Annotated in this window: 36 protein-coding genes and 3 pseudogenes; 15 read left to right on the top strand and 24 right to left on the bottom strand. The window is 61.0% G+C overall.

What is annotated here, in order from left to right:
* Nucleotides 1-96: 96 nt before the first annotated feature.
* From U5K31_05460 to U5K31_05445, 4 genes are all read right to left on the bottom strand, one after another.
* Nucleotides 97-459, bottom strand: coding sequence for a hypothetical protein (locus tag U5K31_05460; GenBank protein ID MDZ7772174.1), 363 nt, complete (start codon nt 457-459; stop codon nt 97-99).
* A gap of 203 nt (nt 460-662) precedes the next feature.
* A complete protein-coding gene (locus tag U5K31_05455) occupies nt 663-1,487 on the bottom strand; it encodes a phosphosulfolactate synthase (protein ID MDZ7772173.1) in 825 nt (274 codons plus the stop codon).
* A gap of 16 nt (nt 1,488-1,503) precedes the next feature.
* Nucleotides 1,504-2,889: an MmgE/PrpD family protein gene (locus tag U5K31_05450; GenBank protein MDZ7772172.1), complete on the bottom strand. Its 1,386-nt coding sequence runs from the start codon at nt 2,887-2,889 to the stop codon at nt 1,504-1,506.
* A 54-nt stretch (nt 2,890-2,943) separates the two neighbouring features.
* Nucleotides 2,944-3,570: a DeoR family transcriptional regulator gene (locus U5K31_05445; GenBank protein ID MDZ7772171.1), complete on the bottom strand. Its 627-nt coding sequence runs from the start codon at nt 3,568-3,570 to the stop codon at nt 2,944-2,946.
* Here U5K31_05445 and U5K31_05440 point away from each other — a divergent pair.
* The 4 genes from U5K31_05440 (at nt 3,547) to U5K31_05425 (ending at nt 5,099) form a co-directional block, all read left to right on the top strand.
* Nucleotides 3,547-3,876 (top strand): hypothetical protein, encoded by a 330-nt coding sequence (locus tag U5K31_05440; GenBank protein MDZ7772170.1) that lies wholly within the window; start codon nt 3,547-3,549, stop codon nt 3,874-3,876. The genes U5K31_05445 and U5K31_05440 overlap by 24 nt on opposite strands.
* Before the next feature lie 125 nt (nt 3,877-4,001).
* Nucleotides 4,002-4,337 carry a hypothetical protein gene (locus U5K31_05435; protein ID MDZ7772169.1) on the top strand — a complete coding sequence of 112 codons (336 nt, stop codon included), beginning with the start codon at nt 4,002-4,004 and terminating at the stop codon, nt 4,335-4,337.
* Between the two features lie 183 nt (nt 4,338-4,520).
* A complete protein-coding gene (locus tag U5K31_05430) occupies nt 4,521-4,859 on the top strand; it encodes a ferredoxin family protein (protein MDZ7772168.1) in 339 nt (112 codons plus the stop codon).
* Nucleotides 4,860-4,886: 27 nt separating this feature from the next.
* Complete coding sequence (locus tag U5K31_05425; protein ID MDZ7772167.1) at nt 4,887-5,099, top strand: DUF3565 domain-containing protein; 213 nt, start codon at nt 4,887-4,889, stop codon at nt 5,097-5,099.
* 469 nt (nt 5,100-5,568) lie between these two features.
* Here the strand turns inward: U5K31_05425 and U5K31_05420 are convergent, their stop codons facing one another.
* From U5K31_05420 to U5K31_05370, 11 genes and pseudogenes are all read right to left on the bottom strand, one after another.
* Complete coding sequence (locus U5K31_05420; GenBank protein ID MDZ7772166.1) at nt 5,569-6,138, bottom strand: hypothetical protein; 570 nt, start codon at nt 6,136-6,138, stop codon at nt 5,569-5,571.
* A 118-nt stretch (nt 6,139-6,256) separates the two neighbouring features.
* A pseudogene (locus U5K31_05415) lies at nt 6,257-6,484 on the bottom strand (hypothetical protein).
* A gap of 164 nt (nt 6,485-6,648) precedes the next feature.
* Nucleotides 6,649-7,047, bottom strand: a complete 399-nt coding sequence (locus tag U5K31_05410) for a hypothetical protein (GenBank protein MDZ7772165.1) — start codon at nt 7,045-7,047, stop codon at nt 6,649-6,651.
* A gap of 164 nt (nt 7,048-7,211) precedes the next feature.
* Nucleotides 7,212-7,463, bottom strand: coding sequence for a hypothetical protein (locus U5K31_05405; protein MDZ7772164.1), 252 nt, complete (start codon nt 7,461-7,463; stop codon nt 7,212-7,214).
* The gene (locus U5K31_05400) at nt 7,414-7,977 is read right to left on the bottom strand and encodes a hypothetical protein (GenBank protein ID MDZ7772163.1); all 564 of its coding nucleotides are present in this window, start codon (nt 7,975-7,977) and stop codon (nt 7,414-7,416) included. Before U5K31_05400 ends, U5K31_05405 begins: the two co-directional genes overlap by 50 nt.
* 114 nt (nt 7,978-8,091) lie before the next feature.
* A complete protein-coding gene (locus U5K31_05395) occupies nt 8,092-8,715 on the bottom strand; it encodes a hypothetical protein (protein MDZ7772162.1) in 624 nt (207 codons plus the stop codon).
* Nucleotides 8,716-8,760: 45 nt separating this feature from the next.
* Complete coding sequence (locus tag U5K31_05390; protein ID MDZ7772161.1) at nt 8,761-8,949, bottom strand: hypothetical protein; 189 nt, start codon at nt 8,947-8,949, stop codon at nt 8,761-8,763.
* Nucleotides 8,930-9,382 (bottom strand): hypothetical protein, encoded by a 453-nt coding sequence (locus tag U5K31_05385; GenBank protein MDZ7772160.1) that lies wholly within the window; start codon nt 9,380-9,382, stop codon nt 8,930-8,932. The genes U5K31_05390 and U5K31_05385 overlap by 20 nt, the downstream gene beginning before the upstream one ends.
* A 74-nt stretch (nt 9,383-9,456) precedes the next feature.
* Nucleotides 9,457-9,573, bottom strand: a pseudogene (locus U5K31_05380) (hypothetical protein).
* Between the two features lie 303 nt (nt 9,574-9,876).
* Nucleotides 9,877-10,458, bottom strand: coding sequence for a LysR substrate-binding domain-containing protein (locus U5K31_05375; GenBank protein MDZ7772159.1), 582 nt, complete (start codon nt 10,456-10,458; stop codon nt 9,877-9,879).
* Nucleotides 10,455-10,814: a LysR family transcriptional regulator gene (locus U5K31_05370; protein MDZ7772158.1), complete on the bottom strand. Its 360-nt coding sequence runs from the start codon at nt 10,812-10,814 to the stop codon at nt 10,455-10,457. The genes U5K31_05375 and U5K31_05370 overlap by 4 nt, the downstream gene beginning before the upstream one ends.
* A 179-nt stretch (nt 10,815-10,993) precedes the next feature.
* Here U5K31_05370 and U5K31_05365 point away from each other — a divergent pair, with 179 nt between their 5' ends.
* A complete protein-coding gene (locus U5K31_05365; protein MDZ7772157.1) occupies nt 10,994-11,269 on the top strand; it encodes an acylphosphatase in 276 nt (91 codons plus the stop codon).
* A gap of 9 nt (nt 11,270-11,278) precedes the next feature.
* Nucleotides 11,279-11,614: an RNA 2',3'-cyclic phosphodiesterase gene (gene thpR, locus U5K31_05360; protein ID MDZ7772156.1), complete on the top strand. Its 336-nt coding sequence runs from the start codon at nt 11,279-11,281 to the stop codon at nt 11,612-11,614.
* A gap of 267 nt (nt 11,615-11,881) precedes the next feature.
* Here the strand turns inward: thpR and U5K31_05355 are convergent, their stop codons facing one another.
* The 4 genes from U5K31_05355 to U5K31_05340 form a co-directional block, all read right to left on the bottom strand.
* Complete coding sequence (locus tag U5K31_05355) at nt 11,882-12,043, bottom strand: hypothetical protein (protein MDZ7772155.1); 162 nt, start codon at nt 12,041-12,043, stop codon at nt 11,882-11,884.
* Nucleotides 11,991-12,281 carry a hypothetical protein gene (locus U5K31_05350; protein MDZ7772154.1) on the bottom strand — a complete coding sequence of 97 codons (291 nt, stop codon included), beginning with the start codon at nt 12,279-12,281 and terminating at the stop codon, nt 11,991-11,993. Before U5K31_05350 ends, U5K31_05355 begins: the two co-directional genes overlap by 53 nt.
* Nucleotides 12,282-12,313: 32 nt before the next feature.
* Entirely contained in the window at nt 12,314-12,619 is a 306-nt protein-coding gene (locus tag U5K31_05345; protein MDZ7772153.1) for a hypothetical protein, read from the bottom strand.
* A 459-nt stretch (nt 12,620-13,078) separates the two neighbouring features.
* Nucleotides 13,079-13,507 carry a hypothetical protein gene (locus U5K31_05340; GenBank protein ID MDZ7772152.1) on the bottom strand — a complete coding sequence of 143 codons (429 nt, stop codon included), beginning with the start codon at nt 13,505-13,507 and terminating at the stop codon, nt 13,079-13,081.
* A 133-nt stretch (nt 13,508-13,640) separates the two neighbouring features.
* Between U5K31_05340 and U5K31_05335 the strand changes: the two genes are divergently transcribed.
* The 9 genes from U5K31_05335 to U5K31_05295 all read left to right on the top strand — a co-directional run bounded on the left by U5K31_05335 (nt 13,641) and on the right by U5K31_05295 (nt 17,593).
* On the top strand, nt 13,641-14,381 hold the full coding sequence (locus U5K31_05335; GenBank protein ID MDZ7772151.1) for a PHP domain-containing protein: 741 nt from the start codon (nt 13,641-13,643) through the stop codon (nt 14,379-14,381).
* 139 nt (nt 14,382-14,520) lie between these two features.
* On the top strand, nt 14,521-15,312 hold the full coding sequence (locus U5K31_05330) for a hypothetical protein (GenBank protein ID MDZ7772150.1): 792 nt from the start codon (nt 14,521-14,523) through the stop codon (nt 15,310-15,312).
* On the top strand, nt 15,240-15,545 hold the full coding sequence (locus U5K31_05325; protein ID MDZ7772149.1) for a hypothetical protein: 306 nt from the start codon (nt 15,240-15,242) through the stop codon (nt 15,543-15,545). Before U5K31_05330 ends, U5K31_05325 begins: the two co-directional genes overlap by 73 nt.
* A complete protein-coding gene (locus U5K31_05320; protein MDZ7772148.1) occupies nt 15,488-16,066 on the top strand; it encodes a hypothetical protein in 579 nt (192 codons plus the stop codon). Before U5K31_05325 ends, U5K31_05320 begins: the two co-directional genes overlap by 58 nt.
* Nucleotides 15,969-16,694: a hypothetical protein gene (locus U5K31_05315; protein MDZ7772147.1), complete on the top strand. Its 726-nt coding sequence runs from the start codon at nt 15,969-15,971 to the stop codon at nt 16,692-16,694. Before U5K31_05320 ends, U5K31_05315 begins: the two co-directional genes overlap by 98 nt.
* Before the next feature lie 90 nt (nt 16,695-16,784).
* Nucleotides 16,785-16,982, top strand: a complete 198-nt coding sequence (locus U5K31_05310; protein ID MDZ7772146.1) for a hypothetical protein — start codon at nt 16,785-16,787, stop codon at nt 16,980-16,982.
* On the top strand, nt 16,967-17,140 hold the full coding sequence (locus U5K31_05305; GenBank protein MDZ7772145.1) for a hypothetical protein: 174 nt from the start codon (nt 16,967-16,969) through the stop codon (nt 17,138-17,140). Before U5K31_05310 ends, U5K31_05305 begins: the two co-directional genes overlap by 16 nt.
* Nucleotides 17,141-17,261: 121 nt before the next feature.
* Entirely contained in the window at nt 17,262-17,411 is a 150-nt protein-coding gene (locus U5K31_05300) for a thioredoxin domain-containing protein (GenBank protein ID MDZ7772144.1), read from the top strand.
* On the top strand, nt 17,408-17,593 hold the full coding sequence (locus U5K31_05295) for a hypothetical protein (GenBank protein MDZ7772143.1): 186 nt from the start codon (nt 17,408-17,410) through the stop codon (nt 17,591-17,593). Before U5K31_05300 ends, U5K31_05295 begins: the two co-directional genes overlap by 4 nt.
* 122 nt (nt 17,594-17,715) lie before the next feature.
* On the opposite strand, the gene U5K31_05290 is transcribed toward U5K31_05295, so the two are convergent.
* From U5K31_05290 to U5K31_05270, 5 genes and pseudogenes are all read right to left on the bottom strand, one after another.
* Nucleotides 17,716-17,925, bottom strand: a complete 210-nt coding sequence (locus U5K31_05290) for an ATP-binding protein (protein ID MDZ7772142.1) — start codon at nt 17,923-17,925, stop codon at nt 17,716-17,718.
* A gap of 167 nt (nt 17,926-18,092) precedes the next feature.
* Entirely contained in the window at nt 18,093-18,308 is a 216-nt protein-coding gene (locus U5K31_05285; GenBank protein ID MDZ7772141.1) for a hypothetical protein, read from the bottom strand.
* 75 nt (nt 18,309-18,383) lie between these two features.
* A complete protein-coding gene (locus tag U5K31_05280) occupies nt 18,384-18,860 on the bottom strand; it encodes a hypothetical protein (protein ID MDZ7772140.1) in 477 nt (158 codons plus the stop codon).
* A 57-nt stretch (nt 18,861-18,917) separates the two neighbouring features.
* Nucleotides 18,918-19,096: pseudogene (locus U5K31_05275) on the bottom strand (Glu/Leu/Phe/Val dehydrogenase dimerization domain-containing protein).
* A 4-nt stretch (nt 19,097-19,100) separates the two neighbouring features.
* On the bottom strand, nt 19,101-19,220 hold the full coding sequence (locus U5K31_05270; GenBank protein ID MDZ7772139.1) for a Glu/Leu/Phe/Val dehydrogenase dimerization domain-containing protein: 120 nt from the start codon (nt 19,218-19,220) through the stop codon (nt 19,101-19,103).
* Nucleotides 19,221-19,365 lie beyond the last annotated feature (145 nt).

Raw genomic sequence — 19,365 nt, 5'->3', positions numbered from 1 at the left:
ATGGGTCGTGAGACAGGGGATGTGAGATGGGGGAGGAGTCCGGGCCACACCCTGGCCGGGCGTGCTGCGCCGTGTACAGCCCATACCTCTCCCGGGTTAGGCGGCCCGGGGTGGGGGAATGAGTGGCTGGAAAGAGGGGCTCTGCGTTTGTCGCACGACCGGGATATACACACGGTCGGAGTTGAAGAATACCTGCAGAAGAGGTACTAGTGCGATATCGGGGGCCAGCGGATAAAAATTGTCGTTCAGCAGGGAATCGCCGGCGTCGCTGTTTTGGGCGGCGGTGTTGCCGTAGGACAGGCAGGCCAGGGCACTGAGATCCTCTCCCGGATTCTGGTCCTGCCAGATAAATTCGAGCAGGTCATCCTCGTAGAGCTGGTATTCGATCATGGGCAGGACGGGTTGTAGCATGCCGGTCAGGAAGGAGAAAAGCAGTATGAGCGCGTAGCATTTTTTCATTGCTTCATCGTGGTTGTTCCTTGTATTTGCATCCGGTTTCCATGCTGTCCACAACATCATGGCCCTATGTGATGTCATAAAAAAGATAAAATACTATTAAATCTCAAATGAAATGTGAATTTGTCCCAGCCCCGCGGGAGTTTCCCGAACAGGGAGCATGGTGCTGCAGGCCTTGAACCCGGACGGCAAGGACTTGCGGGCGTTCAGGATTTGTAAGTCAGGACGCGTCCCCACAGGCTTTTGGTTCCCCAGATGCCGCGCCGCAGAGTTTCGAGCTGCACGATCTGGCTGTGGTCTACGAAGAGGTTCACTTCGGGCCCGTAGTTTTTGACGTACCAGGCGAAGACCTCGGGATCGGCGGCCTCGAACATGAGTTTTTCGAGTCCCAGTTCATTAATAAAGGCCGCGGGCACCTCGGTTCTCCAGGGATCCGCGTTTTCGGTGATGCCCTCCGATTCGATCATGATCATGTAGGCGCCGGCGTCCAGGAAGCGTCTGGCCTGCCTGACCGCGTAATCGGTGTCGAGGGTGCCTTCGGACTCCAGCTCGCCCCGGGCGGTGTCCCCGCCGGCCCCGAACTGAATGCCGATTTCCGGCTTGGCCTTAAGTCCCGCCTGCTGCACCTTCTCAATGAGCCGAAGCCAGTCGCCGGTGGGCAGAGAGATGAAGCCGGCCGAAAGCTCGATGATATCGAAGCCGTAGTCCTTGCAGGCGGCGATGTAGCTGTCCACCGCCTCCCTGCCCTGGGTGAGCACGTACTCCATGAACCCACCCGTGGAGACCATCACGTCGTGTTTGTGGGCGATGTCGATGAGTTCGGTGACCGCCTCACGGGGCATGATGGAAAAGGAGCCCCCCGAAAATTTCAGCGAGTCCACGTGTTCGCCCATGGTCTCCATGATATCCTCCAGGTACCGCCGACCCATGACGGCGTAATAGGGGCCGCGTATTTCGGTCACGCCGTTGCTCCGGGGTTTGTCGTCTCGTTCGTTCTTGTTCAGGAAATCGAAGTTTTTCTCGTTGCTCATAATGCTTTCGGTTTGATTAGCTGTTCGAATTCTTCGGACTGAGGCGCACCTCCCGGAGCAGGCGCATCAGCTCCGGGACGGTGCGGTTTTCAAAATCCTGTACGGCCTCTACGATCCGTTCCCGAAGCTGCGGGGTGGTGTAGGGGGCCGCAAGGCCCGTGAACTTGTCCATGACGGTGTCCCAGCTCATGGGACGTGTGTGAAAGCCTTCGTAGTCGCTTTTTTCGATGCGGTGCCGCTCCCCGTTTTCCAGGTGCACGGTAATCCGGACGGGCATGGCGTCGGGGAAGCGGTCGCTGTACTCCCCGTCAGGGGAGACCTGCACGCGCCGGAGCAGGGACTGGATGTCCTCCGATTCGATGCGCTCCGGCCGGTACTGTTCGGGCATGACCTGCCCGTCGAGCAGCGCGGCCGAGACCATGTACTGCAGGCTGTGGTCGGCCTCCTCCTTGGTGCGCACGACGGTTTTGTCTCCCTCCTCGCCTCCGCCGATGATGTGGTAGGCCACCTCGAAGATCTCGATGTCGATAGACGCCACCTCCCCGCCGCGCAACCCGTGGCGGTCCCGCAGTTCGATGATCCCCTCGATGGCGGACTGGGAGTGAATTTCGGCGTTGAATTTCTTGATGATGGTGCGGGTGACCCGCTCCAGGTCCTCCTGATCCCAGTCGATCGAAAAGTCGCCCGCGATGGAATCCATGAATCCCTTGTTGCCCTCAAATACGGCGGGCGGACCCGTGATGCCGTGGCTGGCCAGCAGCGCCGCGTGCGTGCCTCCGAAGGCCGTATGCGGATAGGCCAGTCCCTTCCAGTGAGATAGCGCGCCGGTCCTCGTTACCCGCAAGGCGTTCAGGGCCGTTCCCGCGATGGCGAGGGCGTGGGCCGTCTGCTCCTGGTCCAGCCCCAGGGCCCGGGAGACGCCCGCCGCCACGGCGTAGGATCCCTGCGTGGTATGGTCGAAACCCTTGTCGCGCACTGGCGCCTCGTCGCTGAGGCGGCACTGCACCTGGTAGGCCACCGCCAGGGCGGTAAGGAATTCCCTGCCGTTCATTTCGGTCGTCTCGCCCGCGGCCAGGATGGAGCCAATGTTGTCGCTCGGGTGGCAGGTCTCCCCTTCGGCCAGGTAGCTGTCGTTGAAGTCGAGGTAACGCACCAGGGCGCTGTTGTAAAGGGCGGCGCGATCCGGTGCGGTTTGCCCTCCCCCGATGAGGGTGCTCCGGGCGTTTCCTCCCAGGGAGTCGGTGATCATCGAACGTATGGCTTGCGCCGGGGGACCTTCCACAGCCCCGATGGCGGTTCCCAGGGAGTCGAGGAGCCTTATTTTAAGTTGGGTCAGGGCTTCCCGGGAGAGATCTTCAAAAGAGGCTTCCTGTACAAAGCGTGCGAGTTGGTGGACAATCATAACATTCTATGGTGTAATGGGTCGATGAAACGGCTAGCTCGGCCGCAGTTAATCTTAAAGAGAAATTTCGTAGGTACATGAATGATCGCCCTCGGCGAGGTAGGAGGTGCGCTCGGCTCCCTCGTTGAACAGTTCCCGGTAGAACATGGCCTCCAGCTTGCAGGGCAGGCGCGTCTCCTTGACCACTTCGCTGAAAGGGCAGTTGCACTCCCTGATGGTGAGGGTTTCCTTCTCTTCATCCAGCGAGAATTCCGGCATGAAACCTTCCTCCTCCAACAGCTCCATCAAGGCCTTCAGCTGGGACCGGAGATCCGCTTCCGGTGAGCCTTCCATGCGCTCGCGGGCCTTGTCGATGCGTTCCTGCCAGAAAACTCGGAAAAAATCCTCAATGGTTTTCTCATCTCCCCGCGACTTCAGGTAGGCCAGCAGTTCCCTGACCAGGGCCGACTCGGAGGAAGGGAAGAGGCTGTTGCCCTTCCGGGTCATCCGGTATTCCAGGCTGGGCCGGCCGGGTCCGGAGCGCACGTATTCGCGCTCGACATAGCCGTCGCGTTCCAGCTGCAGCAGGTGCTCGCGCAGCGTGGTTTTCGCCAGGTCGGTGTGGTCGACGGCCTCATCCAGGGAAACCCTTCCTTTTCTTTTGACAAGTTCGAGAAGTTGCTTTTTGGAACCGGTGAACATGGTTGGCTGGAACATTCGGTGAAAGAGTATTTCCGTACCGTTGTCAGGTTATCTCAGCTGCTTTCGTACATACGGGAAGAGGTTTTCTCGTTCTATGGCCACCTGTCCTCGTACGGAGGAGGCCAGATTTTCCAAGTGGAAATTCAGGATACGAAACGTGGAGCAGGCGCCGGGGGGATTGCGAAAATCCCGACTCCTGTCTTCTACATCTTCTACCATGTCCAGCAGCGTCTGCTGGTCATTTTCCATAAGGTTCAGGCTGTTTTCAATCTTCTTGAGGGTGCCGTGCCGCAGGGACCTGCGTGATCGGCGTCCAGCTTATGCAAGAGAGGAAACCATTTCCGGCGTTGGAAGTACATGTACCAATTCAGTTTCTCATTCAGCTTTTCGAAGTGCCAGTGCATCTGCTTTAGCCATATGTACTGGTTTCCATGAATCTTTCGTACACGGGGATATACCTCCTCGATCTCCTCGAGCAGTTGGCTGTTCCGATCCAGGTATTCGTTCTCCATGTATCGGCACCAGTCGGAAACGTTGTCACGCTCGGCTGGCATGGGACCACGCGTGTTTTTCCCGTCCACGGCAAGATTTTTCTTGAGCCACCGGAGCACCTCTTCTTCGTCCCAATGCTTCTGCCGGCAGGCGGCCCGCAGGGTTTCCTCTCGTGGCTGCGCGGGGAGAAGCCGATGGAGGCCAGAAGCTCCTCTGACTGCTCACCGGCTTCGAGGATCTGGCCGACCGTGGCTTCGGGCGTTATGTTCGTGTGAGCGTTGAATTTGCGGGCATGGGTCTTGCGGTTGGTTCCGGGTTTGCACCCGTGAAGTTAGGTATTCCCGCATCATTAAATCAATAAAATCGGTAAATACCGTTTTTAAAGTTGAAATTAGGTTGGGGGTGCTCTAACTTTGGTCTGAGTCATCCCGAATCAAACCTGTCCGCACGCTCCGATCATGGCCTACGTCGTCACCGATCCCTGCATACAGTGCAAGCATACCAACTGCGCCGCGGTCTGCCCGGTGGATGCCTTCCGGGAAGGCCCCAATTTCCTGGTTATCGATCCTCTGGAGTGCATAGACTGCGACGCATGCGTGGCCGAATGTCCCGAAGAGGCCATTTTCCCAGACGACGAAGTGCCCCTGGAGTGGGAGGAGTACATAGCGCTAAACGAACGTCTATCGGAGCAGTGGGAACAGCACGTCATAAACGAAACGAAAGCGTCGCTGCCGGAAGCGGACGCCTGGAGCGGGCGGGAGAACAAACGGGAACACCTACTGGAAAGCTGGGAGTAGGAGAATGTCCTGTAAATATCCTGATGTATGAAACAGCCGATTACGGGATACCACAAGGACGAAGAGGACGACTGGGTGGCCGAGCTGGCCTGCGGACACAACCAGCACGTACGCCACGATCCCCCGTGGCAGCTTCGGCCCTGGGTGACCACGCAGCAGGGCAGGGAGAGCCGGCTGGGTGATGAGCTGGACTGCAAAAAGTGCGACCGCGGGGAGCCGGCGGATGAGAAAAGTTCATAGAATGTCATGGTGCTTTTTAGCATCCATTGAGCAGTAAGGAAGGCGCTCCATTCCGATCTATCAGGTGATACCAGTAGACTTGGAAACGGCATCGATCCTGAATCCGTGCAATAATATTGCAACAAGTTGTTTTGTTGCGATTATAGTGCAACATTAGTCTTTGTTGCAATTAAACAACAACATTGATCACTCTTTATCTGCTCATGGAAATACTTATTAACTGGCGTAATACTAAATATCAGTACGACACGGATGCTCGCAAATGCGGTGATGGTATTGATCATAGTTTATTCGGCTTATTCCTGGTGGAAGAAGCGATCTCAATCTGATGCCTCTGATGCAAAGGCAAGGTCCTTATACAACTCAGATTTGCTGGTTATCATGCTGTGCCTCTACATTTTGTGGTGCAACAATTCTTAATGGCTACTCCCCGTAATAAAAGGACGGGTTCTCGTGCTGCTTGAGGCGGTCACGCTCGATTTTTTCGCGGTACATACGTTCCACGTCCTTGAGGGTGTCGACGTTCCCGGGTCCCAGATCCCACCGGATGGCCTTGAACCGGGGCAGCCGCAGGGTATAATTGGCCTTGGTGCGATTGTTGACCTGGATGTCGTCGAATTCCAGCTCGATGACGATTTCGGGAAGCAGGCCCAGCGTGGGACCTGTAGCGCTCCGCAGTGATCTCCTTGATCTTGCGGTTGAGCTCCTTCATCTCCTCATCGGTGTAGCCGCCGTAGGCCTTGCCGATGGGGATGAACTCCTCCTCGTAGCGCTCGTCCTCTTTCACGCTCACCCCCAGGGTAAAGTCCGAGAGTAGCCGCCCCGCTTTCCGCTGCCCGCATGGGCGTACATCATGACGGTGTCGAGGGTGCCCCCGGGCTTTTTCACCTTCGAGCCACGATTTGCGCCGCTGCCCGTACTCGTAGGTGCTCTGCTTCCTTTTGAGCATGAGTCCCTCGTTGCCGTGGGCCAGCGCCCGCTCGAAAAGCCGCTCCACGTCTCCGTGGTCCTCCACCTCGAACTGGCTGGTGACCGGCAGGCGGTGCCGGGCGGCCAGCTCCTCCAGCAGCTCCCGCCGCCGGGCTGAGGGTGCGTCCGAAGAACGGCCCTTCGTCGTGGTAGAGCACGTCGTAGGCGATGAAGAGCACGGGGTACTCCTCCAGCACCTTTTTGCCCGGTTTCTTGCGTCCCATGCGCTTCTGCAGCAGCTGGAAGGGGAGGATCTCCTCGTCGCGGTACACGCAGATCTCCCCGTCGAGCACCAGGTCGGGCAGGGGGCGTGAGGCGAAGAGCTGTACCACCTCCGGGAAGGAAGGGGTAATATCGTTGAGGTCTCTCGAGAACAGCTTCACCTGCTGCCCGCTCACGTGCACCTGGCTGCGCATCGCCGTCGAATTCTTCTTCGGCGATATAGCCGGAGAGGTCCTCCACCGCCCGGCTCTCGATGGGGGAGGCGAGCATGAAGGAGAGGGGCTGAAGAGGGTGAACCGCGCCTGGTCCAGCTCGCCCCGGCGGGCCAGCACCGCCGTGCGCCCGGCGCTGCCGGTGATCATGTGGGCGTAGCGCACCGACTCCGGGTCGCGTCCCAGGCCTCGGCGACGGCGTCGATCACGCTGCGCGTCTCGAAGCCGATGCGCAGGGAGCCCTGGCTCATGATGCGGATGAAGTACTTGATTTCCACCGGCTCCATGCGGCGCCAGGCGCGCTGGAGGATCTCCTGCTTGTCGGCGCGGGAGGAGACCCCGTAGAGCTCCTCGTAATACCCGCGCACCTCCTGCAGGGTGGGGCGGTCGGGTGAGCGTTTGGCGCGGGCGGCGTCGATGTTGGCGGTCAGCTTCTGGATGGCCTCGGAGGCGCTGCCCAGGGCGGTCTTGCAGGGCGAGAACACCTTGTCGTAGTCGATCTCGCAGTACCGGGCGGCGGCCGTGGAGTAGGTGCGGCTGCCCACGGAGGCCCGCTTGCCGGAGAGGCCGGGAAGGCGCCCTCGGCCAGGAACTGCACGGCCAGCTCCAGGTCTTCGTCGGTCTCCAGCGAACGCAGGTAGCCGGCGCAGATGCGCGTCTTGGCGTTGGTGCCGCGGGTGGCGTTGATGCGCCGGCGGCCACGGCCAGGCTATGGAAGCTGCGGTCGCTCATGCATCATCCCCCGCGGATTCGCCGCCGTCGCCGGAGTTTTCCTCGTCGCCTTCCCCGGCTCCTCCAGAAATTCCGTCGCGATGCCCTCCTCCTGCAGGTAGTGCTGCACCACGCCGGGGTTGGGCGTGTGGGTGATCCAGACCTTGCCGGGCCGCAGCTTTTTGCATAGCGCGATCAGTTCAAAAAAGTCCAGGTGGTCCGACAGCGGGATGAGCTCGTCCACGGTCATCTGCGTGCGGGCCGCCTCCCGGGTGGCCCAGCCCGAGCAGTAGGCCAGCCGGGTGCTCTTCAGGTGGGAGGCAAAGCCGCTGTTCCAGGCCGAGGAGGGACAGACCAGGATCTTTCCCTCGCAGGTGTCGGCGTCGTAGGACTCGTAGCGCCCCAGGTCGATGCCCTCCTCCTCGTAGACCCCGCAGAGCTCGTGGCCGGCGCCGTGGATCTGTACGGTCCTGCCCCAGGGGCGCCACCAGGTGCATCACCTCCTGCGCCTTGCCCAGGCTGTAGGCCAGGAAGACGGGGGTGGCGCCTTCCTGCAGGGTCTTCAGGGCGAAACCGCGCACCTGGGCGGCCAGCGCGTCGCTGGAGGGCCAGCGGTAGATAGGGAAGGCGAGAAGGTGGCCTCCGTGATGAAGTGGTCCACCTCCCCCGCCGGGCAACCTGAATCCCTCGCTGGCGGGGGAGGGCGGCGTTCGATAGTCGCCCGTGTAGAGCACATTGCCCTCCTCCCCCTCAACCAAGGTCATTGCCGAGCCCAGGATGTGTCCGGCGGGAGAAAGGTCACCCGGCAGCGCTCCAGCTCCAGGGGTTCGCCGAAGGGGAGCTCGCGCACTTTGCCCCGGTAAGCCCGCGCAAGCGCATCAGGCGCGCCGTGGGCGGGGTGGCCACGATGGCCGACCCCGGCGGCCGGCGCCGGAGCGGCGGGGCAGGTGGTCGGCGTGGGCGTGGGAGATGAAGGTATGTCCCTCGTGCGCACCGCTCCCGTCCAGCGTCACCCCATAGCCCGGCAGGCGGATGGCGTGCGATGATCCTTTCCGGATGGCGGTCACAGGAATGCTTGTCCGTGCATCTTTGAAGTAAGCCAGCAGGATGATAACCAGGCCGGCTGACACCATGACGGCACCCCCCTTGCGAAGGTCCCGGTCCAGGCGGAATTTGCGGGAGCGCAGCAGGTAGCGGAACTCGGGCCAGCGCAGCAGCTGCACCCCGCCGATGTACACGATAAACAAACTCCAGAGGGACAGCAGGAGCTCGGTCCACGAGAAGGGAATGAAGCTGAACACCAGCCCGGGGAGGGTAAAGAAGAAGATCCAGGAGAACAGGCGGCGCAGTCCCCTGGGGTACCGGTCGGTGGAGGCGGCCTCAAGGAGGTAGTCCTTGAGAGGTCCCGGCCGCCAGAGCAGTCCCGCACCCGTGGCCAGCAGCAGGCTGCCCAGGGCGAGGTAGTAGAAGATGAACCATTTGGCGGTAAAAGCTTCGATCACGCTGCTCGTGTTACTCGGTTAAGGCGGGTTGGCGGCATGGACAGGTTAACGGTCGTATTTACGGGCGGGTTCATGGCCTGGCTTACTCCTCATCCGGCATGTTCTCCCGTGCACCGGATCATCCTCCTTGGGAAAGTAGATGGAGATAATGACCGCTGCCGTCAGCGTCAGGGCGATGAAGCCCAGGGCGTACTCGGTGGGCACGTGATAGAAATCAGAGATCAGCATCTTCACGCCCACGAAGACCAGGATCAGCGACAGTCCGTAGTGCAGGTAGTGAAAGAGTTTCATGATGCCGGAGAGGGCGAAGTAGAGGGCCGCGCAGCCCCAGGATGGCGAAGGCGTTGGAAGAGTAGACAATGAATTCGTCCTGCGTGATGGCCAGGATGGCGGGGATGGAATCGATGGCGAAAATCACGTCGGTGGTCTCGATGACCACCAGCACGGCCAGCATGGGGGTGGCGAAGGTACGCCCCATCTTCCGGATGAAAAAGCGCGATCCGTGGTAGGTCTTGGTCGTGGGTACAAACTTGCGCATCAGCCTCAGGACGGGGTTCCGCTCGGGGTGCACCTCCTTGTCCTTTTCCAGGGCCAGGCGGATGCCGGTGAAGACCAGGAAGGCTCCGAAGACGTAGATGATCCAGTCGAAGCGCTCGATGAGGGCCACACCGGCGAAGATGAACAGGAAGCGGAACACCAGCGCCCCGAAGATGCCCCGAGAAGTAGCACCTTGTGCTGGTACTCGGCGGGCACCTGGAAGTAGGAGAAGACCAGCAGGAAGACGAAGATGTTGTCCACCGACAGCGACTTCTCGATGAGGTAGCCCGCGTAGTAGTCAATGGCCGTATCGGTGCCCATGTAGTAGTAGACGCCCACGCCGAAGATGAGGGCGAGGGTGATCCAGACGCCGGTCCAAATCAGCGCTTCCCGGATGCTCTCCTCGTGTTCCTTGCCGTGGAACACCACCAGGTCGATCACCAGCATCAGGACGATGAAGGCGTTGAATACAAGCCAGAGAAGTAAGCTGTGCTCCACGTACGGGTTGTTAGGGCGGATTCGAAATAGCCCGAAATTTAGGCATACTGGGCCAGAAAAACCAAGGCGGAGATGGGGGAGTTGGCGACAAGGGAAGGCCGGGGCCTGGTCTGGTCCGGCGCCTGCCTACTCCACGATGAGGGCGTCTTTGGGAGAGGACAGCTCCTCGGGAATGGCCCCGCGGATCTCCTCCAGGAAGGCCTGCACGATGTTGCGCTTCAAAAACTTCTGCCCGTAGGCCAGGCGCACCTTGCGTCGCGGCGCGGGTTCGGTGAAGTAGCGCAGGTGGGCGCGGGCGCACTGCTCGTCGATCTGGTTCCTGGCAAGGAAGGGCAGGAGGGTCATCCCGAAATCCTGCTCCACCAGCTGCTTGAGGGTTTCCAGGTTGCCGCTCTCGAATTCAATCTGCGTGTTGTTGAGCAGTTCACGGCGCTGCTTTTTGCAGAGCTTGACGGTCTGGTCGCGGAAGCAGTGGCCCTCGTTGAGCAGCCAGAGGTTGGCCGCGTCCAGGTCGTCCACCGTCAGTTTATCTTTTTCGGCCAGGGGATGGTCGCGGGAGATGTAGCCCACGAAGGGCTCGTAGTAGAGCTCCTCCTCGTAGATGTTGCCGCGCTCCACCGGCGTGGCCAGGATGCCCACGTCGAGCAGGTCCTCATCCAGCAGGTCCAGCAGCTCCTCGGTCATGACCTCCTCGAAGATGAGCTTCACGTGGGAAACTTGTCGGCGAAGCTGCGCAGGAAGAGCGGCAGCAGGTAGGGGGCCACCGTCGGGATGATGCCCACCCGGAAGGTGCCGCGCAGCTCCGCGTCGGTGAGGGCGGCGATGTCCTCGATGCGCTTCGACTGCTTGAGGATCTCCTTGGCCTGTTCAATGATCTTCTCTCCGATCTCGGTAGGGACCACGGGCGACTTGGAGCGGTCGAAGATGGTCACCTCCAGCTCGTCCTCCAGCTTGTGGATCTGCATGCTGAGCGTGGGTTGGGTGACGTAGGACTTCTCCGCGGCCGTCGCGAAATGCCGGTAGCGATCCACGGCCACGATATAGGACAACTGGGTAAGCGTCATCGTTCTCAATGGTTGAGGTTGTAGAGGATAGACTATGATACAGAAGATTCCCGCTTCATTCTCCCTCCCGTCCATTTCCCGGCCTGTCAATCCGCCAGCCTCCCAATCTGCCCCACCCTCTTGTCCCTTTACCTCAAATCTCCTTTTCTATATTAGCCTAAAAAAAAGAAGAGACCATCATGAAACGAGTGCACGTGCATATCAGCGGACGAGTGCAGGGTGTGGGATTCCGCCATTTCACCCGCGTGAACGCCAAAGAGCTCGATCTGGGCGGCTGGGTCATGAACCTGCCCGACGGCCGCGTCGAGGCCGTCTTCCAGGGAGGCGAGCAGGCGGTGGACACCATCGTGGAGCGCTGCCGGAGGGGACCCCGGAGCGCGCGAGTCTCCACAGTTGAGGTGGAGGAGGAAGCTCCCGACCCCGAAATGGCCTCCTTTGACGTACGCTACGCCTGATAAAGCCCCATGCGCCTCTTTGTCGCCATACCCCTTCCCGGTGAGCTCCGGGAGAGCCTCGGCCGGCTGCAGGATGCATCCGCCGCCGGACTCAAATGGCAGGACACCGGACAGATGCATCTTACCCTGCGATTTATCGGCGAGGTGACCGAGCCGGCGGCCGGCGCGATTGCCGGCGCCCTCCGCACGGTGGACGTTCAGCCCTTCGGGCTCACCTTCCGGGGCACGGGCGCGTTTCCCGGACGAACGGAATCCCGGCGCCATCTGGGCCGGCGTGCTGCCGGAGGAGCCTCTCATGCGGCTGCAGGAGGATGTGGAGGAGGTGTGCCGGGGCGCCGGACTTGATCCCGAACGGCGCGGCTACGTGCCGCACGTCACCCTGGCGCGGGTGAAGGGCGACCCGGAAGGTCCGGCGGGGAGGCGGCCCGCGCCTGGCTGCGCCGCCACCGCGACTGGGAGGGACCACCATGCCCCGTCCGGGAATTCGTGCTCTTCGAGAGCACCTTAACCCGCAAACGGAGCTGTTCATTCGGCGCGCGCCCGTTTCAAAGCGGGGACGCGCAGGAGTGACTCGCCGGGGCGGGGAATAGCCCGGTCCGGGATTCGGACGGGTCAGGAGCCGCCGTCCGATCCGGAATTCGAGGCGGAATTCTGCTGAATCAGCGAGTCGTAGTGTTTCAGCATGGTAGCCACTTCGGGCTCCTCGCCGAAGTCCAGGCTGTTACGCTTGGCAAACTCCTCGATCTGGTCGCGGTAGGGCTCGAGGCTCCGCATGCATGTCGCGCTTGCGCAGGCGGATCTCGTTCCACGTGCCGTCGGGCTGGACCAGGTAGTAGTGGCGGTCGTCAATGTATTCGTCAAGCTGGCTGGCCATGCCGTAGCTGGCCATGTCTTCCTGCAGGTTGGTGACATGATGGGCCAGCAGCTTGGTCTGCCCGTCGTGAATGATGCGCAGCAGGGTGGAGCCGTTGACGTCGTATTCCTCGGAACGGAAGCCGTTCTTGAAAACCACGTTGCCGAATTCATTGTAGATGACGAAGCCTTTTATCCGGTTGGGGGAATGGCGAATACCTCTTCGCCGCGGGCGAATTCAATTTCCTGATCGTAGGTATTGAGGCGGAGCGGCAGGTCCTCGCTGCGGGACTTCTCGGTGAGCATGATGTAGCCCATCTTGAAGTCCTTGTTCAGGTAGGGCGTGCCCTTGACGCGCTTGCTGGTACGTGTGCGGTAGACGCCTTTCTCACCTATGTATTGCCGTAGTTCTTCGGCCGTGATCTGGTTATCCTGGGCAAAGCCCTGGCTCGTCGCGAACAGCAGAAAACCGACGAAAATGGTCAATAGTTTCTTCATGGCGCTGGGATGTTTTGAGTCTGTATATATGCGATTTCTCTTTGCTTTGATTAAGTGTAGGGACTGTCAAGCTTCTTCAAAATCGCATAACCATGTGATCAACGTGGTAAGGTACTGGAAATTATACATTAAGACTGAAGATTTCACCCGTGGGCGAACCCCTTTGCGGGCAGGGGCAGCCCTCCACGTTGATTCCTGCAGGCCGTCAGGGCTGCGGATTCCCGCGCACGGGACCATTTTCGGCGATACGCTTGCATGACCCGCGTCAGAAGGTCCTTGTAGTCGTCTCTGGTCGGCATCCTCCCCTTCAAGGTCCTTGTCGGAGGTGGCGATGCCCCAGGCCACGGGAGCGTTGTTGCGGGTGTCCCGGTACACATATTTGGTCTCGAAGCGCAGCGCGTAGTCGATTTCGCGCTCGTGTCCGGCGTAGCCCGAGCTGCCGGCGTTCTCAGCCGTTTCTCAAAGCTGAACTGGTCCAGCAGCAGCACGAAACCGGGGCTGAGGCCCTCCACCTGGAACTGCCGGGTGCCGCTGGGCGTGATGACCTCCATCGTGCCGTCCTCGATTTCGAGGGAGGTGATCTTGTAGTCGGAGGAATCGATGCTTTCGTAGGTTGTAGGTGCGCGCCGTGACGCCGGCCGAGCGGGAGTAGCCGCGCTCCAGGGCGTCCCAGAAGATCTCTTCCTGCGTGCTCGACAGGAAGCCGAAGGTATGCTGGAAGTACCGGGCGAAGATCTCCTGCTTGACCGGCAGGATAAGCACTTCTTCGTTCACCTTGTTCTCCTGGTAGTCGGGGGCGAGGTAGTAGTTACCTGATGATGAGCAGCCCGCCAACAGGGTTGCAGCCATCAAAAGCGCAGGTAGCAGATTGCGGTGGAAAGTCTTCATGAACGGTTCACTATTTTGGTGTCTGTTTACTATTTTAAAAGGGGTATAAAAAGAAACAGTTGGGCCACTAAAAAGCTAGTTTCCATTCGTAAAAAAATGCAATTAATGATCAAGCGGGAGCGCGGCTGACCTCATGGATTTTTCCCACCTTCACTGCCACACGCAATTCAGCATGCTCGACGGGGCCGCCGGCATCTCCGAGCTGGTTCGCAAGACCAAAAAGGCGGGCATGCCGGGCCTCGCCATCACCGACCACGGCAACATGTACGGGGTGCCGGAGTTCGTGAAGGAGGCACGCCGCCAGGACGTGAAGCCCATCATCGGCTGCGAGTTTTATGTGACGCCCTCCGGCATGGAGAACCGCAAGGACCGCACCCGCTACCACCAGGTGCTGCTGGCCAAGAACATGACCGGCTACAAGAACCTGACCAAGCTCTGCTCGCTGGGCTACACCGACGGGCTCTACTACAAGCCGCGCATCGACCACGAAACCCTGGCCCGCTACAGCGAGGGACTCGATCGCCACCACCTGCTGCCTGGCCAGCGAGATCAACCAGACCATCATCAAGAAGGGGGAGGAGGAGGCGCGCGCGATTTTCGAATGGTACCTGGACCTGTTTGGGGACGACTACTACGTGGAGCTGCAGCGCCACGGGCTCTCCGACCAGCAGCGCTGCAACGAGGTGCTGGTACGCTGGGCAAAGGAGTACCGGGTGAAGATGATCGCCACCAACGACTGCCACTACGTGGATCGCGAGGACTCGGAGGCCGCACGACATCCTGCTGGCCCTGCAGACCAACGCCGACATCAACGACCGCGACCGCTTCCGCTTTACGGACGACCACAACAACCTCAACCCCGAATACTACCTGAAGACCCCGGGGAGATGGAGGAGCTTTCAGCGACCTGCCGGAGGCGGTGGACAACACCCGGGAGATCGTGGACAAGGTCGATCCCATCGACCTGAGCTCCGAGCTGCTGCTGCCCCACTACAGCATCCCGGACCGCTTCGATTCCATGGACGCCTACCTGCGCCACCTTACCTACGAGGGGGCGAAGAAGCGTTACGGGGAGGTCACCCAGGACGTGCACGAGCGCGATCGAGCAGGAGCTGTCCATCATCAGCGAAATGGACTTTCCGGGCTACTTCCTGATTGTGCAGGACTTTACGACGGAGGCGCGGCGGCGGGGCGTGTTTGTGGGGCCCGGCCGGGGATCGGCCGCGGGCTCGGTGGTGGCCTACTGCCTGGGCATCATCAACATCGATCCCATGGAGTACGACCTGCTCTTCGAGCGCTTCCTGAACCCGGAGCGGGTGAGTCCCCCCGACATCGACATAGACTTCGACGACACCGGCCGCCAGGAGGTCATCGACTACGTGGTGGAGGAGTACGGCCGCTGCAACGTGGCGCAGATCGTCACCTACGGCACCATGAAGGCCAAGACGGCCATACGCGACGTGGGACGGCGTGCTGGGGGTGCCGCTGCAGGAGGTGAACCGCATCGCCAAGCTCTTCCCCGACCGCCCCGGGTGGACACCTTCGACAAGGTACTGGACAAGAGCGAGAACCCGGAGACGGCCGAGCAGATCGCCGGTCTCTTCGAGGCGCCCGATCCGCAGGTGGCCAAGATGATGCGCTACGCCCGCACCCTGGAGGGCTCGGTGCGCCAGTCGGGCATCCACGCCGCCGGGGTGATCATCGCCCCGGTCGAGATGACGAGTACGTGCCGGTGGCCCTGTCGAAGGACAAGGAGCTTATCACCCAGTACGACGGGCCCAACGCCGAGATGTGCGGGCTCCTGAAGATGGATTTCCTGGGACTCGAAACCCTCTCCATCCTCAAGACGGCCATCCGGTACGTGGAGCGCAACTACGGCCGCCACTACGAACTCGACGAGATCCCCTTCGACGACGAGACCACCTTCGAGCTCTACCAGAAGGGCAACACGGTGGAACCTTCCAGTTTGAGTCGGATGGCATGCGCAAGTACCTCAAGCAGCTCAAGCCGACCTCGCTGGACGATCTCATCGCCATGAACGCCCTCTACCGGCCGGGTCCGATGAAATTCATCCCCGAGTACATCGACCGCAAGCACGGCCGCAAGGAGGTGAGCTACCCGCACCCCGACCTGGAGAAGCTGCTGCGTCCCACCTACGGGATCATGATCTACCAGGAGCAGATCATGAAGGCCGCCCAGATCATCGCCAACTACTCCCTCGGCGAAGCCGACCTGCTGCGCCGCGCCATGGGCAAGAAGAAGACCAAGGTGATGGACGAGCAGCGGGAGATCTTCGTGGAGAAGGCCCTGGCCAACGGGGTGGAGGAGGGCCAAGGCCCGGGAGATCTTCGACATGATGGCCGAGTTCGCCAACTACGGATTCAACAAGTCGCACTCGGCCGCCTACTCCGTGGTGGCCTACCAGACCGCCTTCTTCAAGGCCAACTATCCCGCCGAGTACATGGCGGCGGTGCTCAGCCACAACATGGGCGACATCGACAAGGTGTCCAAGTTTATCGAGGAGTGCTACCGCAACGGCATTACGGTAGACCCGCCTAACATCAATACCGGGGAGGGCAAGTTCGTGGCACTCGACGGCCGCATCCAGTACGGCATGGAGGCCATCGAGGGCGTGGGGACCAGCGCGGTGGAGGCCGTGGTGGAAGAGCGCGAGGAGAACGGTCCCTTCGACTCGGTCTATGACTTCGCCAGCCGCATCGACTCGCGGGTCTGCAACAAGCGCACCCTGGAGAGCCTCTTCCAGGCCGGCGCCTTCGACAGCGTCAATCCCAACCGGCGGCAGCTGCTGGAGAATATCGAGACCCTGCTCAGCTACGGCTCGCGCGTGCAGGAGATGAAGGAATCCAACCAGTCGGACCTCTTCGGGGACGGCTCGGGCAGCGCCTCGGCCATCGACGAGCCGCCGCTGCGGGAGGTGGAGCCGTGGTCGAACATCGAGCGCCTCAACAAGGAGCGCGAGCTGATCGGATTCTACCTGAGCGGGCACCCGCTCGAGCAAGTACCGCGAGGAGGTGCGCCTTTTCTGCTCGCACTCCCTCGACCCCGACAAGCTGGAGCGGCTGGACGACCGCACCGAAGTGCGTTGCGCAGGGCATCACCGCCTCGGCGAAACGGGTTACCGACAAGCGGGGACGACCCTTCGCATTCCTGCAGGTGGAAGACCTGAGCGGGTCGTTGGAGGTGATCGCCTTCAACGACGTCTACGACCGCTGTCTCGGCATGATACAGGTGGACACCCTGGTGGTTATCGACGGGCGTGACCGACAGCCGCAGGGGCGAGCCCAAGATCATCGCCAACTCCTTCGAGCGCATCGAAAGTATGCGCGGAAGTTCCTCCGACCGCCTGGAGCTGCGCCTGGATATCGACACCTCGCAGGTGCGCGAGGAGGAGCTGCGCCGCATGGCCGAACTCTTCGCCGAGCACCGGGGGAGGCCAACGTGCGCTTCAACGTGATCAGCGAGGAGGCCAAGCGGCCCTTTCCCATGCATGTTCGCAAGTTTGTGGTGGAGCCCAGCGAGGAGCTGCTGTCCGAGCTGCGCGGCCTGGTCGGGGAGGATGCGGTGGCCCTGGCCAAGTCGAACGGGGGACCTCCTGAGGGCACCGCTGCATAAAGTTCGGTGATGAGCGTTATAGCAAGAAACGATATGCGCGGGAGGAATTATTCGTTGATATTCTTGATTGAAATGGTGTCATTATCACTGGAAAAATACTCACCTGAAGCAGCACAGCATTATGGGAAAAGCATTGACCTTTACCGACGACTCCTTTGACGAAGACGTTATCCAATCCGACAAGCCGGTCCTGGTCGATTTCTGGGCCGAATGGTGCGGGCCCTGCCGCATGGTGGCCCCGGTCGTCGAGGAACTGGCCGAACGAATTTGAAGGGCAGGCCAAGATCGGCAAGGTGGACGTGGACAACAACCCGCAGATTTCCACCAAGATACGGCATTCGCAGCATCCCCTTCTCCTCGATTTTCAAGAACGGCGAGGTGGTCGATCAGATCGTGGGCGCCGTGCCCAAGGCGCAGCTGAAGAAGCAGCTGGAAGCCCAGCTTGCCAACTAGGAAACATCAGCCGGCCGTGTGTGCGGAGGCAGGTCGCCGGCAGGCGGCCTAGCCGAGGTCAAATTCCATGGTAATGCGCGTGCCCTCCCGGCTGAAGTTCACCCTGTCGCAGTACTGTTCGATCAGGTAGACGCCGCGCCCGCCCTCCTTGAGCAGATCTCCTCCCTGAGCGGGTCCGGCAGATCGTTCGGGATCGAAGCCCTCCCCTCGTCCTGCACCGAGATGCTGAGGCGGCCCTCATCCAACGTGGAGCGCACGGTGACGCTCTTTTCGGGGTCCTCCCCGTTTCCGTGCACGATGGCGTTGGTGACGGCTTCGCTGAGTGCCAGCATGATGCGAGCGTACTCGTCGTTGTGGAATTCCAGCCGGTCCTGCAGCTTATTCAGATGAGGCTCGAGGCGCTCCAGCTCGTCGGTAGCTCGAGGAGAGTACCAGCGTGTCGAGTTCGGTTCCCGTCACTGATTCGGCGTTCAGGGTGAGATCCCCGGTTAGGAGTGAGTCAGGCGTAGATGCCACGCATCTTCAGGGCCGTGGCCACTTTGTTAATCGCGAATACGTACGCAGCCTGCCTCAGGGTGCAGTGGTATTCCTCGCTTACCTTGAACAGGTTGTCGAAGGCGTCGCGCATCATGCGGTTGAGGCGGCGGTTGACCCGCTCCTCGGTCCAGAAGTAACCCTGGCGGTCCTGCACCCACTCGAAGCAGGAGACGGTCACCGCCCCGGCGTTGGCCAGGATGTCGGGGATGAACCATAATCCCGTTGTCCTCGAGGATGGAGTCGGCGTTGGCGGTCACCGGTCCGTTGGCTCCCTCGGCGATGACGCGGGCCCGGATCTTGTCGGCATTGTGACGCCGATCTGGTCCTCCTTGGCCGCGGGAATGAGCACGTCGCATTCCAGCTGCAGCAGCTCCTCGTTGGTAATGGGGTCGGCTTCGGGGTATCCCTGCAGGGCGTTGTCGTTTTCCCGGGCGTAGTCCATCATGGCCGGTATGTCGAGTCCGTCCTTGCGGTAGTATCCCCCGGAGATGTCGCTGACGGCGATGACCCTGGCCCCCTGCTCATACATGAGCTTGGCGGAGATCGATCCCACGTTGCCGAAGCCCTGCACGGCCACCGTGCACTTGTTGGGGAGGATGCCGAGGCGGTCGAGGGCGCCCAGGGTGACCGTCACCACGCCGCGGCCGGTGGCCTCCCTGCGACCCTGCGAGCCGCCCAGGATGATGGGCTTGCCGGTGACCACGCCGGTTTCGGTGCGCCGCACGTTCATGGAGTAGGTGTCCATGATCCACGCCATCACCTGCTCGTTGGTGTTCATGTCGGGGGCGGGAATGTCCCGGTCGGCTCCGAAGATCTCCACCATGTTGGTGGTGAAGCGGCGGGTGAGCCGCTCCAGCTCCGCCTTGGAAAGTTCGTCGGGTTGCATCGTATGCCGCCCTTGGCGCCGCCGAAGGGCACGTTGACCACGGCGCACTTCCAGGTCATCCAGGCGGCCAGGGCCTTCACCTCCTCAAGGGTGACGTCGGGGGCGTAGCGGAGTCCCCCTTCGGAGGGGCCCCAGCACGTTGTCGTGGATCACACGGTAGCCCTCGAAGACCTCGATGCGCCCGTCGTCCATGACCACGGGCACGAGAGACGATCACCTGCTTGACCGGACTGGCCCAGGTACTGGAACATGCCCTCGTCCAGGTCGAGGATCTCCGCGGCGAAGCGGAAGCGCTCCATCATCGATTCAAAAGGGGATTCCTCGTCCAGTTTGGGCCCCGGCTCCTTGT

The sequence above is a fragment of the Balneolaceae bacterium genome (assembly GCA_034521445.1).
GTDB lineage: Bacteria > Bacteroidota > Rhodothermia > Balneolales > Balneolaceae > JAXHMM01.
Note: the sequence above shows the minus strand (reverse complement) of the source record. Positions and strands in the feature narration are given on the sequence as shown.